Origin of the sequence: Methylobacterium sp. BE186 (genome assembly GCF_031457035.1) — a bacterium.
Taxonomy (GTDB): Bacteria; Pseudomonadota; Alphaproteobacteria; order Rhizobiales; family Beijerinckiaceae; genus Methylobacterium; species Methylobacterium segetis.
This window is the reverse complement of sequence record NZ_JAVDVV010000002.1, coordinates 25645-37878: the sequence shown is the minus strand read 5'-3', so window position 1 is coordinate 37878 and position 12234 is coordinate 25645. Positions and strand designations below refer to the sequence as shown.

The 12234-nt window shown below is 69.9% G+C and carries 13 protein-coding genes and 1 tRNA gene; 10 read left to right on the top strand and 4 right to left on the bottom strand.

Translation table 11 applies throughout. The features are described from left to right. Nucleotides 1-9: 9 nt before the first annotated feature. The 10 genes from J2X36_RS02300 (at nucleotide 10) to J2X36_RS02255 (ending at nucleotide 8746) form a co-directional block, all read left to right on the top strand. Nucleotides 10-918, top strand: coding sequence for a hypothetical protein (locus tag J2X36_RS02300; RefSeq protein WP_132256663.1), 909 nt, complete (start codon nucleotides 10-12; stop codon nucleotides 916-918). Nucleotides 919-1069: 151 nt separating this feature from the next. After that, nucleotides 1070-1786, top strand: coding sequence for a DUF1013 domain-containing protein (locus J2X36_RS02295; protein WP_132256661.1), 717 nt, complete (start codon nucleotides 1070-1072; stop codon nucleotides 1784-1786). A 128-nt stretch (nucleotides 1787-1914) separates the two neighbouring features. After that, the gene (locus tag J2X36_RS02290) at nucleotides 1915-2436 is read left to right on the top strand and encodes a hypothetical protein (protein ID WP_310345669.1); all 522 of its coding nucleotides are present in this window, start codon (nucleotides 1915-1917) and stop codon (nucleotides 2434-2436) included. A gap of 275 nt (nucleotides 2437-2711) precedes the next feature. Continuing rightward, on the top strand, nucleotides 2712-4430 hold the full coding sequence (rpsA, locus tag J2X36_RS02285; protein ID WP_310345667.1) for a 30S ribosomal protein S1: 1719 nt from the start codon (nucleotides 2712-2714) through the stop codon (nucleotides 4428-4430). A 387-nt stretch (nucleotides 4431-4817) separates the two neighbouring features. Continuing rightward, entirely contained in the window at nucleotides 4818-5801 is a 984-nt protein-coding gene (gene sppA, locus J2X36_RS02280; RefSeq protein ID WP_132254917.1) for a signal peptide peptidase SppA, read from the top strand. Nucleotides 5802-5849: 48 nt separating this feature from the next. Next, nucleotides 5850-6161 (top strand): integration host factor subunit beta, encoded by a 312-nt coding sequence (ihfB, locus tag J2X36_RS02275; protein WP_132254916.1) that lies wholly within the window; start codon nucleotides 5850-5852, stop codon nucleotides 6159-6161. A 17-nt stretch (nucleotides 6162-6178) separates the two neighbouring features. After that, nucleotides 6179-6541: a lipopolysaccharide assembly protein LapA domain-containing protein gene (locus J2X36_RS02270; protein WP_132254915.1), complete on the top strand. Its 363-nt coding sequence runs from the start codon at nucleotides 6179-6181 to the stop codon at nucleotides 6539-6541. Between the two features lie 16 nt (nucleotides 6542-6557). Next, nucleotides 6558-7205, top strand: coding sequence for a phosphoribosylanthranilate isomerase (locus tag J2X36_RS02265; RefSeq protein ID WP_132254914.1), 648 nt, complete (start codon nucleotides 6558-6560; stop codon nucleotides 7203-7205). 108 nt (nucleotides 7206-7313) lie between these two features. Further along, nucleotides 7314-8555, top strand: coding sequence for a tryptophan synthase subunit beta (gene trpB, locus J2X36_RS02260; RefSeq protein ID WP_310345658.1), 1242 nt, complete (start codon nucleotides 7314-7316; stop codon nucleotides 8553-8555). Nucleotides 8556-8669: 114 nt separating this feature from the next. Further along, nucleotides 8670-8746: transfer RNA gene (locus J2X36_RS02255), tRNA-Met, on the top strand. A 6-nt stretch (nucleotides 8747-8752) separates the two neighbouring features. On the opposite strand, the gene J2X36_RS02250 is transcribed toward J2X36_RS02255, so the two are convergent. The 4 genes from J2X36_RS02250 to J2X36_RS02235 form a co-directional block, all read right to left on the bottom strand. Beyond that, the gene (locus tag J2X36_RS02250) at nucleotides 8753-9340 is read right to left on the bottom strand and encodes an MYG1 family protein (protein WP_310345656.1); all 588 of its coding nucleotides are present in this window, start codon (nucleotides 9338-9340) and stop codon (nucleotides 8753-8755) included. A 285-nt stretch (nucleotides 9341-9625) separates the two neighbouring features. Further along, nucleotides 9626-10258 carry a hypothetical protein gene (locus J2X36_RS02245; protein ID WP_310345655.1) on the bottom strand — a complete coding sequence of 211 codons (633 nt, stop codon included), beginning with the start codon at nucleotides 10256-10258 and terminating at the stop codon, nucleotides 9626-9628. 21 nt (nucleotides 10259-10279) lie between these two features. Further along, nucleotides 10280-11155 carry an alpha/beta hydrolase gene (locus J2X36_RS02240; protein WP_310345651.1) on the bottom strand — a complete coding sequence of 292 codons (876 nt, stop codon included), beginning with the start codon at nucleotides 11153-11155 and terminating at the stop codon, nucleotides 10280-10282. 119 nt (nucleotides 11156-11274) lie between these two features. Beyond that, a complete protein-coding gene (locus J2X36_RS02235) occupies nucleotides 11275-12084 on the bottom strand; it encodes a class I SAM-dependent methyltransferase (RefSeq protein ID WP_310345649.1) in 810 nt (269 codons plus the stop codon). Between the last annotated feature and the right edge of the window lie 150 nt (nucleotides 12085-12234).

The window sequence follows — 12234 nt, the reverse complement described above, 5'->3', positions numbered from 1 at the left end:
GCGCGGGGGATGAACGGGGAAGGCGTCGTCATCGGCATCCACGGGCTCGCCAACAAGCCGCCCGAGGCGGAGAAGGCCCGCTGGTGGAAGACGGCGATCTGCGAGGGCCTCGCCCGCAACTGCGCCGTCCCGGCGGCGGATTTCCCCTTCGCGTTCGTCTACTGGGCGGACCTGCGCCACGACACGCCCCTCGACGACGCGCGCAACCGCGAGCCCTACTACGCGGCGGACGGGCTCGGCGCCTTCCCCCGCTACGACCCGGAGCGGGATGCCGGCCGCACCAGCCTCACCGGGCGCCTCTACCACCGGATCGGCCGGCTCCAGGCCGCGATCGGCCTGACGCCGCTCGACGACGCCATCCTCGAGTTCCGCCTCGACGACCTCTGGACCTACCATCAGGACGCGGCTTTCCGGGATGCCGCCCGGGCGCGCCTGATCGATCGGCTCAGGCGCGAGGCCGGCCGCCGCATCCTCCTCACGGCCCACTCGATGGGCGCGATCATCGCCTACGATTGCCTGCGGATCCTGGAGCGGGCGGGCGAGGACGTCCGCGTCGCGCACCTCGTCACCCTCGGCGCCCCCCTCGGCCTCGTCGAGGTCAAGGCGGCGATCGAGGCCGAGCACGGGGATGCCCGCGTGCCCGACACCGTGCTCGCCTGGACGAACCTCGTCGACCCGGCCGACGTCGCCACGGTGGCGGCCGACCTGCGGGCGGAATTCGGCCCGAGCGGACGCGGCGTGCTCCCGGTCGACGTGCCCGTCATCAACGCCTATCGCCGCCCGGACGGGGAGGCGAACCACCACAAATCCTACGGCTACCTGCGCACGCCGGAATTCTCCGAGATCGTCCACGCCTTCCTCGGCGAGACGGGGCGGGCCGCTTCAGGCGCGCCCGGGGCCCGCGCCCGATCATCGTGATTGCGCGGAACCCCTTGGAACCTATATAGATGGCGTTCCCCTTTTACAGCGTGAGACGGGATGCTTCGGCCCCTCGGATGGGCGGGCCGGAGCCCGCGGACCATCGTCCGCAGCGCGCCGCCCGTCCCCGCGCATTCGTTGGAGTTGCCCGATGTCCCAGGGTCCGCTGATGCCGAAGGCGACCGCCGTGTGGCTGGTCGAGAACACCTCGCTGGCCTTCGAGCAGATCGCCGACTTCTGCAAGCTGCACCCGCTGGAGGTGAAGGGCATCGCCGACGGCGAGGTCGCCGCGGGCATCAAGGGCCTCGACCCGATCACCACGGGCCAGCTCACCCGCGACGAGATCGAGAAGGCGCAGAAATCCCCGAACTACCGGCTCAAGGTCGCGGTCTCGAAGGTGAAGCTGCCCGAGGTCAAGCGCACCACGAAGGGGCCGCGCTACACCCCGCTGTCGCGCCGCCAGGACCGGCCGAACGCCATCCTCTGGCTGCTGCGCAACCATCCCGAGCTCAAGGACGCGCAGATCATCCGCCTCGTCGGCACCACGAAGTCGACGATCCAGCAGATCCGCGAGCGCACCCACTGGAACTCGGGCTCGCTGCAGCCGATGGACCCGGTGACCCTCGGCCTCTGCACGCAGATCGACCTCGATTTCGAGGTGCAGCGCGCGGCCAAGGACCGCCCGGCCGCGGTGGCGGGCGAGGCGGGCGCCTCCCTCCTGCCGGCCGAGGTCTCCACCGCCGAGCCCGAGGCCGAGTACGACGAGCGCCGCCCGGCGGGCCGCGAGGACCGGCTCGACGCCGATTCGGTCTTCGCCAAGCTCAAGGGCATGCGCCGCACGGACGAGGACGACGACGAGGAGGCGTGAGGCCCGCATCTCGGCGGTATCATTCCGGGCGCGGGGCGGATCGTTAGCCGGCCCGTGTCGCCAAGCGGGCCGACATGCGCGATAATGCCTGTCGCGCATCCCGCGCGGCGACAGGAAAGGAGCGCCCCATGGCCTCCGCCGGCACCGACATCGTGCGTCCCGCCACCCCCGAGCCGCCGCCCGGCCTGCCCGGGCCGCCCGTGCCCTCCGAGCCCGTGACCCTCGCCGATTCCCTGATGGTCGAGGCGGGCTGGAGCCCGGCGAATTTCGGGGAGACGGGCCCGAACCCGCCCTACCTGCGGATCGGCGGCAAGCTCCGGGTCACGCTCTCCGACTACGAGCCCTGCTTCTCCTCCTTCCACCGGGACCGGGTGCTGTTTCGCCGCTCCAAGGTCTCGATGCTGGAGCACCTGCAGAAGTACGACCAGATCATGATCGACCCGGTCGCCTTCGAGGAATGCTACGGGCCGGGGGAGGGGACGGAGGCGATCTTCCCCTTCGGCGCGTGGCTGACGATCCGCGAGGTGAGCTTCGAGGGCCTGGACCTCTGGGGGCGCCGCTGCGGGCGGGTGACCCTGCCGCTGGAGCCGCTGGCGGTGGCCTCCGCGATCTGGCTGCGCAACGCGCCGCGCTCCCCCCTCGAGAGCTGAGGGACCGCCCGAGGCGGTCCGGTTGCCGTCGCGGCGCGGATCGGATAAGGAACGCGCCGATTGTCCGGACGGATGTCTGAGGCTCGCGGCCCTTCCCGGCCCGGCCCGCAGCCGCCGGGAGAATCGCCCTCGACATCGCTTCGAGACTGCGTCGGCCCTTCCCGCGGGGAGGCCAAGCCCGTTCAGGCCCGATCCGGCCGCGGGCGGCGATGGCGGAGGGCACCCGCAACACGAGCCGCCGACGCCGGCCCCGAAAGGGCCATTCAGGAGACAGAATGACTGCTGGTACCGCTGTGCAGAGCGCACCGAGCCGCGAGGATTTCGCGGCGCTGCTGGAGGAGAGCTTCCTCAGCCACGAGATCACCGAGGGCTCCGTCGTCAAGGGTCGCGTCGTCGCGATCGAGAAGGACGTCGCCGTCATCGACATCGGCGCCAAGACGGAAGGCCGTGTCGCCCTCAAGGAATTCCAGGGCCCCGGCCGCGACGGCGAGCTCAGCGTCGGTGACGAGGTCGAGGTCTATGTCGACCGCATCGAGAACGCGCTCGGCGAGGCCGTCATCTCGCGCGACAAGGCGCGCCGCGAGGAGAGCTGGGTCAAGCTCGAGAAGGCCTTCGAGGCCAACGAGCGCGTCACCGGCACGATCTTCAACCAGGTCAAGGGCGGCTACACCGTCGATCTCGACGGCGCCGTGGCCTTCCTGCCGCGCTCCCAGGTCGACATCCGCCCGGTGCGCGACGTGACCCCGCTTCTCGGCACGCCGCAGCCCTTCCAGATCCTCAAGATGGACCGCCGCCGCGGCAACATCGTCGTCTCGCGCCGCACGGTGCTGGAGGAGAGCCGCGCCGAGCAGCGCTCCGAGCTCGTGGCCAACCTCGAGGAAGGTCAGGTCATCGACGGCGTCGTCAAGAACATCACCGAGTACGGCGCCTTCGTCGATCTCGGCGGCATCGACGGCCTTCTGCACGTCACCGACATGGCGTGGCGCCGCGTGAACCACCCGTCCGAGGTCGTGACCATCGGCCAGACGGTGAAGGTCAAGATCATCAAGATCAACCACGAGACGCACCGCATCTCGCTCGGCATCAAGCAGCTGCTGGCCGACCCGTGGGAGGGCATCGCCCAGCGCTATCCGGTCGACGCCAAGCTCAAGGGCCGCGTCACCAACATCACCGATTACGGCGCCTTCGTGGAGCTGGAGCCGGGGATCGAGGGCCTCATCCACGTCTCCGAGATGAGCTGGACCAAGAAGAACGTCCATCCGGGCAAGATCGTCTCCACCTCCCAGGAGGTTGAGGTGCAGATCCTGGAGGTCGATCCCGTCAAGCGTCGCATCTCGCTCGGCCTCAAGCAGACCCTCCAGAACCCCTGGGAGGCCTTCTCCGAGCAGCATCCGGTCGGCTCCGAGGTCGAGGGCGAGGTCAAGAACAAGACCGAGTTCGGCCTGTTCATCGGCCTCGAGGGCGACGTGGACGGCATGGTCCACCTGTCCGACCTCGACTGGAACCGCCCGGGCGAGCAGGTCATCGACGAGTTCAAGAAGGGCGACATGGTGCGCGCCCAGGTTCTCGACGTGGACGTCGAGAAGGAGCGCATCTCGCTCGGCATCAAGCAGCTCGGCGGCGACCCCTTCGCGGAAGCCGGCGAGATCAAGAAGGGCCAGGTCGTCACCTGCGAGGTGACCGAGGTCAAGGATTCGGGCGTCGAGGTGAAGATCATCGACACCGACCTGACCACCTTCGTGCGCCGGGCCGAGCTCGCCCGCGACCGCGGCGACCAGCGCCCCGAGCGCTTCGCGGCCGGCGAGAAGTTCGACGCCCGCGTCGTGCAGTTCGACCGCAAGGCCCGCCGCGTGCAGGTCTCGATCAAGGCGCTCGAGGTCGCCGAGGAGAAGGAGGCGATGGCCCAGTTCGGCTCCGCCGATTCCGGCGCCTCGCTCGGCGACATCCTCGGCGCGGCCTTCAAGAAGGCCCGCACGAGCGACGACAAGGAGTGAGACGCGCGGGGCCGCCCGAGAGGCGGCCCCGGCATCGTCGATCAGCCCGCGCGGGGACCGCCCCCGCGCGGGCTTTTTCGTGGCGCCGCCGCGCCGGCGGGGATGCGCGCCCCTCCCGGAACGGGAGACGGGTCCCGGACGGGACTCGCCGAACCGCACCGCGCCCTCTTGCCGGTCCGCGTCGCACGAGGCTAGAACACGCCACGCGGGCAGGCCTGAATGCCCGCGAGTCCCTGGCAAACCAATGACTTGCCCGACGATGCGCCCCGGTCCGCCCGGGGCGTGGGCAGGCCGCCCGGGGGCGGGCAGGGCGCGGGCTATCCCCGCGTCGCTCGGGCGAGACACGGTCCGGCGCCGCACGCCGGAGGCGAGGGAGACAGCCATCGCATGGCCGCTGACGCCGAACTCCTGATCGACCGCCGGCGCCTGCGCCGCAAGCTCTCCCTGTGGCGCGTGCTCGGGATCGGCGGCCTCGTGGTCGCCGCCGGCGCCGTGGGCTTCCGCGTCCGCGCCGGCACGGAGGGCGCTCTCTTCGGCGCCGTGCAGCCGCAGATCGCGCGCATCTCGGTCTCCGGCTTCATCGCCGGCAGCGAGGCCACGGCGAAGCTGATGAAGCGGATCGGCGAGTCCTCGGCCGTGCAGGGGGTCGTCGTCTCGATCAACTCGCCGGGCGGCACCACCACGGGCTCGGAGGAGCTGTTCCGCAACCTGCGCCAGCTCGCCGAGAAGAAGCCGATCGTCGCCTTCGTCGACGGCACGGCCGCGTCGGGCGCCTACATCACGGCGATCGCCGCCGACCACATCGTCGCCCGCGAGACCGCGATCGTCGGCTCGATCGGCGTGCTGTTCCAGTACCCGGACGTCTCGGGCCTGCTCGACAAGGTCGGCGTCAAGGTCGAGTCCATCAAGTCCTCGCCGCTCAAGGCGGAGCCCTCGGGCTTCAGCCCGACCTCGCCGGAGGCACGGGCGGCGCTCGCCGCCGTCGTCGGCGACACCTACGGCTGGTTCAAGGGCCTCGTCGCCGACCGGCGCAGGATGGGCGAGGCAGAGCTCGCCAAGGTCGCCGACGGGCGCGTCTTCAGCGGGCGCCAGAGCGTGCCCCTGAAGCTCGTGGACGAGCTCGGCGGCGAGCGTCAGGCGATCGCGTGGCTCGAGACCGAGCGGAAGGTGGCCAAGAACCTGCCCGTGCGCGACTGGAAGCCGGGCTCCGAGAGCGGCTTCCAGCTCTGGTCGGCGCTCGGCCTCGGCGCGGATCTCGCCGGCCTCGACGGGCTCGGCGCGCGGCTCCGCGCGGTCGGCCGGGAGGCGGGGGAGATCGCCGAGGGCGGCCTCATGGCCGTCTGGCGCCCGGAGGGCGCCTCCGCCCGCTGAGAGGCCGGCCACCCGCACCCGACCCGGATCCTTCGAGAAGACCGCCGCATGATCAAGTCAGAGCTTGTGCTCAAGATCGCCGAGCAGAACCCGCATCTCTACCAGCGCGACGTCGAGACCCTCGTCAACGCGATCCTCGACACGATCGCCGACGCCCTGGCGCGGGGGGACCGGGTCGAGCTGCGCGGCTTCGGCGCCTTCTCGGTGAAACGGCGCGACGCGCGGCGCGGGCGCAACCCGCGCACGGGCGCGGCCGTTGCCGTGTCCGAGAAGGCGATCCCCGTGTTCAAGACCGGCAAGGAGATGCGCCTGCGCCTCAACGCGGCCGGTATCGGCGAGAGCACCGCCGCCTCGAACTGATTACCTCGGAGAGATCGATGATCCGCTTCCTCAAGGGTCTGGTGCTGCTTCCCGTCGCGATCCTCGTGATCCTGCTGGCCGTCGCGAACCGCGAGGCGGTGCGCCTCTCCTTCGACCCCTTCTCGGAGGCGCCGGTCTTCAGCCTGAGCCTGCCCCTCTACGCGATCCTGTTCGTCGCGGTGGCGATCGGCATCGTGGTGGGCGGCATCGGCGCCTGGGCGGGCCAGGGCGAGGCCCGCCGCAAGGCGCGCGACCGCCGCCGCGAGATCCGCCGGCTCGAAGGGGAGACCGCGCGCCTGAGGACCTACGCGCCGTCCTCCGAGACGGGCGGGCTCTACGGCACGGGCTCCGACCGCGCCGCCCTGCCGGCGCCCCGCTGAGGTCTCCGCTGCTCCCATGTCCGCCATCCGCGTCAAGATCTGCGGCCTCAGCACCGAGACGACGCTGACGGCTGCCCTCGATGCGGGCGCCGACTGGATCGGCCTCGTCCACTTCCCGAAGAGTCCGCGCCATGTCGAGCTGGAGCGGGCGCGCGCCCTCTCCCGTGCGGCCGCCGGCCGGGCGGAGCGCGTCGTCCTCCTCGTCGATCCGGACGACGCCCTCGTCGCGGCGGCTTTGGAGGCGGTCGATCCGGACCTGATCCAACTCCACGGCCGCGAGAGCCCGGAGCGCGTCGCCGCGATCCGGGCGCGGACGGGCCGGCCGGTGATGAAGGCGGTGGGCGTGGCGGGCCTCGAAGACCTGAAGCTCCTCGCCCCCTACGCGGCCGCCGCCGACCGGCTCCTCCTCGACGCCAAGGCGCCCCCCGGGTCGGCGCTGCCCGGCGGCAACGGCGTCGCCTTCGACTGGGACCTCCTTGCCGGCGTGCGGCTGCCCGCCGGCACCATGCTCTCCGGGGGCCTGACCCCCGAGAACGTCGCCGAGGCGCTCCGGCGCAGCGGCGCGGAGGCGGTCGACGTGTCCTCCGGCGTCGAGACCGGCCCCGGCCTCAAGGACCCGGACCGGATCCGCGCCTTCGTCGCGGCCGCGCGCGGGAGCGCCTGAGCGCCCGAGCCTCGGCGGGGGTGCCGCAGCGCGCCGCGTTGCAGGTCGGCCGCCCCGGGTTTAGAGGTCGCGGAACGACGCGCCGAACGTTCTCAGGAAGTGCAGCCCGTGACCATCGCCCCCACCCCGAACTCGTTCCGCACCGGCCCCGACGAGCGCGGCCGCTTCGGCATCTTCGGCGGTCGCTTCGTGGCCGAGACCCTGATGCCGCTGATCCTCGACCTGGAGGCGGCCTACGAGGCCGCCAAGGCCGACCCGGCCTTCCAGGCGGAGATGGATTCCTACCTGACCCACTATGTCGGCCGGCCGAGCCCGCTCTACTACGCCGAGCGCCTGACCGAGCACCTGCGCACGGGCGCCAAGCCCGGCTACGGCGCCCGCGTGTTCTTCAAGCGCGAGGAGCTGAACCACACCGGCTCCCACAAGGTGAACAACGTGCTGGGCCAGATCCTGCTCGCCCGCCGCATGGGCAAGCCGCGGATCATCGCGGAGACGGGGGCCGGCCAGCACGGCGTCGCCACCGCGACCCTCTGCGCCCGCTTCGGCCTGCAATGCGTGGTCTACATGGGCGCCGTCGACGTGGCCCGCCAAGCGCCCAACGTCTTCCGCATGAAGATGCTCGGCGCCGAGGTGGTCCCGGTCGAGTCCGGCACCAAGACCCTCAAGGACGCGATGAACGAGGCCCTGCGCGACTGGGTGACGAACGTCGCGGACACGTTCTACTGCATCGGCACGGTGGCGGGCCCCCATCCCTACCCGGCGATGGTGCGCGACTTCCAGTCGATCATCGGGCGCGAGACGAAGAGCCAGATGCTCGCGCAGGAGGGGCGGCTTCCCGATTCGCTGATCGCCTGCATCGGCGGCGGCTCGAACGCGATGGGCCTGTTCCACCCCTTCCTCGACGACCGCGAGGTCGAGATCTACGGCGTCGAGGCGGCGGGCCACGGCGTCGCCTCGGGCCTGCACGCAGCCTCGCTCACGGGCGGCAAGCCGGGCGTGCTGCACGGCAACCGCACCTACCTGCTGCAGGACGCGGACGGGCAGATCGCCGACGCGCACTCGATCTCGGCGGGCCTGGACTATCCCGGCATCGGCCCCGAGCACGCCTGGCTCCACGAGGCGGGCCGCGTGACCTACCTCTCGGCCACCGACGGCGAGACGCTGGAGGCGTTCAAGCTCTGCTCGAAGCTCGAGGGCATCATCCCGGCCCTGGAGCCCGCCCACGCGCTCGCCAAGCTCCTCGAGATCGCCCCCGCCAAGCCGGCCGACCACCTGATGGTGCTCAACCTCTCCGGACGCGGCGACAAGGACATCCCGCAGGTGGCCGAGATCCTGGGGACCCGCCTCTGAGGCGGGCGCGTTTCCGCGCGGTTTGGAAGCGTGAGCCCGTTGACACCGGAAGCCCGTTTTCCCTATACCGCCGGTCTCCGGACGGCCGCCGATCCCATCGGCGGCCCGGCTTGGGGCGGGGTAGCTCAGCTGGTTAGAGCAGAGGAATCATAATCCTTGTGTCGGGGGTTCAAATCCCTCCCTCGCTACCAATCACTTCAACGACTTATCCAGTTTTCTTCGACCGAGATTTGAACTCCGTTCGCGCTGGGTCGCAACGGGGTCGCACGGGTCGATCCGGCATCGGTGGCCGGGATCAAGAGCCGCCGCCGAGTGAATCCCGTTTCCTCGGACCGGAGATGTCGACCGCTGACGCGCGAAGGTATGGGCCGTGCCGAGAACATCGGTTCCGCTTGTGAGCCATACCTTCGTCGATGCAGGCCGAACGATCGGCCGACCTGCGCGTCGAACTGCGCCGCATCAGGGGGACCTGGCACGTTCTGCACGGCGGCTTCACCGTAGTAGCGCCAGACCAATCCGGCTGCGCTGAAGGGCGTGCCATCCTCTCCCACCGGCGCGCCACGCTGGTGATGGTCGAAACGACCCGCCGCGGGCTCCCAGGCTGCTCCCACGTCCCACACCAGATCGGCCCGCGCGATCTCAGCCTCGTCGCGGGTTCGCACAAGCTCATGATCTCGCCCGACCTCACGTAGGCTGAGTGCCAGCCGTAGGACGGCATAGGCGAAGGTTTCATCGAGGTGGAAGGTCCCACTAGGGGTGACCAATTGGGGAGTCGATGGCGACATTTCCTTCTCCGCTCGGCGCTTCGGCTGAATGACCCAGAACTTACGGCCTGTCCTGATCCAAATACGGCTTCGCTCCTAGGCCGAAGCGCAAAGCTGGCCGGAAAGGCAATCAACACGAATCAGTTCGGGGCGCCTCACCTGAGGGCCGCCGTGCTGGCGATGGCCCGGACTATTCGTTCATCGGCTTACGAGAGGTTCGCGAAGCGTCCGCTTTCAAGTAGGCCGACCTTGGGCTGCAAACGAACCGACGTTGGCCGATAGCGGTCCGTCCGCTTCGGGGCCAAGCTACAGGTCAGCGGACGCTCTGCGCGGCTCAGGTAAAGGCCTCAGAGTGACCCCTTCCGGACCTTCGCTCCCGCCGCGTCGATGGTCTGCTCTGGAGGAAGAAGGCGACCGCGTCGCAGCCCCCACTTCACCAGCACGTGGGTTGAGCGAGTAGGCGTTGTACGGCTTCGGTTGGTAGTAGCCTTCGGCATTGGAGAGGCTGACCGACCAGAACCCCTCGACCGGCACGTCCTTTACAGCGAGCTTGTAGACGGTGCTGCCGTCGTTCATGGCCGGGACGACGTTGAGGTAGACCGTCTCCGTCTGTGGATTGGCATCCCAGGCCGAGGCGGCCCCAATCAGGCATCGCACCGGGTCGACCTGATCCTTGGTGCCGAACATGCGGTTCGTGTCGGGGAGCGTCGAGGCGAGAATCAATAGCGCGTCGCGCACCTTCTTCTGGGCCGCCGGATCCCAGGACGGCCCCTCGAACGTGCCCGGTTCGCCCGGCTGCTCGACGCTGATCGCGTCCTGCAGGGCTCGGACATGCGCGACGTCGTTCGGGTCGGACGGGTCAGCCAGGATTCGCACCCCGGTCAGGACGTACCGCCTGCCGATCCGCTCCCGTGTAAGGGTGAGACTGAGCAGGCCCACGCAGAGCGGCCCGACGGCAGCTTACTGGAGTTCCAAGGATGCCTCGATCAGACCACGTACGTCCTGCCAAGCCGGCGCCGGCGGTGTGACCAAATCGAAGTGCCCGGCATCCGGGACGTTGATGAGCCGCGGCGCACTTCCGGACTTTCCTCGCACCGCGCGGGCATAGTCGTACGCGACCCATGGCGGCGTGAGCCGATCCAGCACGCCGCTGACCAGAAAGACCGGCACACCTGCTGGCGGGAGGGCTGCGGGCGAGACTTCCGATAGCTTGTCTGCTGGGGCGAGTCGCTCGACAATGCCCGGGCCGCAGAGCACAGGAACGAACCGTGCGAACGCCGCAAGATCGCCCACGCCGCCCAGACTGATGACCGCACGCGGGGCAAACTGGGGTGTTGCGTGAAGAGGGCTCGTGGACGGCAGTGAGCTGCGCGAGGCCGCCCAAAGGGCCAGATGACCGCCCGCCGAATGGCCCACGAACACCACGCGCGAGAGGTCCAGGTTGCGGCCTCCTGCCTCTTCAGCGAGGCGGCCCAGAGCGGCGCCCACGTCCTGATAAGTTCCGGGATAGCCGCCACCGGCCTCATCGGCGCGGCGGTAGCCTATGCTCCACACAGCGATGCCGCGACGCGTCAGCTCCGGGCCCAGGTGGCGCATCTGCTCGCGCCCGGCGGTGGCGACGCTCCAGCAACCCCCGTGGATGAGGACCGCGACTGGGTGTGGGCCGGGACCTTCGGGCAAATACACATCGATGCCCTGAGAGGAAGCCTCGCCATAGGCGATCTGCAGGGTCGGCGCAGGTCGCACCAAGGCACGAAAGGCGGAGAGTTCCACGGGATCGGCCGATGCCGGACCGATCGCGAGCATGGCCAAAGTGAGGATCGCGCAACGCGTCATGCCAGCCTCCTTGCACAGGAGTGATGCTCTCGACTGGGGCGATGAATTGTGCCGTTGCCCTTTAGTCCGTGGACAGGATCGGTGCTGACCCTGCTTCGCATGGCTCAGCCAAGCGCAGGCTAGTGGCGGATGCCGCGCGTAACCCAGTACTCGCGGGGCACACAGATGCCGAGCGACGTCGAAAATTGGTCATGGAAGGCGATGAAGTCGCGGCGCAGGTCGGCCCGGCGAGGCTCGTCGAGGCTGGCGGCCAGCGCCTTGGTCGGGCCGTAGCCGCCGGAGAACCGCTCCCAAGCCGCCTCGGCGCTCGGCTCGCGGTAGAACGAGACGCCCTTCTCGAAGGCGAGCTCGAAGTTCTGGCCGAGGAGTTCCTCGATCCGCTCCGTCCGGCCCCAGGCGAACGGCGAGGGCGGGGCTGGTTCGGGTGGTGGCGGCATGTAGGGCTTCATCACCATGAACATCTTGAACACGCTGCCCTCCGCGAGCCAAGTGGTGAGACAGATCCGTCCGCCCTTCCGGCAGACCCGTGCCATTTCGGCAGCCGCGGTCTCGGGACGGCTCGCGAACATCACGCCGCAGGTGGAGATGACGGCGTCGAACGCGTCGTCCTCGAACGGCAGACCTTCCGCGTCTCCCAACTGGTAGGTGACGTCGAGGCCCTCGCTCCTGGCCTGCTCGGCGGCGAACGCCAAGAGATCGGCGCTGATGTCGGCGCCGGTCACCTGCGCGCCCCGTCTGGCAACCACGCGCGAGGTCCAGCCGGTGCCTGTCGCCAGGTCGAGCACCCGCTCGCCCGGCCGTGGATCGAGGCGCAGGACGCAGTGCTCGATGCTGTCGGCGATGCCGCGACTGATCTCGTTGTAGCGCGCCCCGCCGGAATTCCAGATGCCGGCGGGCCGGGCGTTGTGGGGCTGGATCTCGTAGTGCATGGTCGCATCCGGTGCGCGGCACCCCCCATTCAGGATGCCGTCACTCGCGCACGAAAGTCCATCGTGCCGTGTTCTCCGCAGATCCGAAGGTACGCTGCGTAGCCCGCGTAAGCGAAGTTCAGTGCTCCCGCAGCACGTTCGGCGATGAGC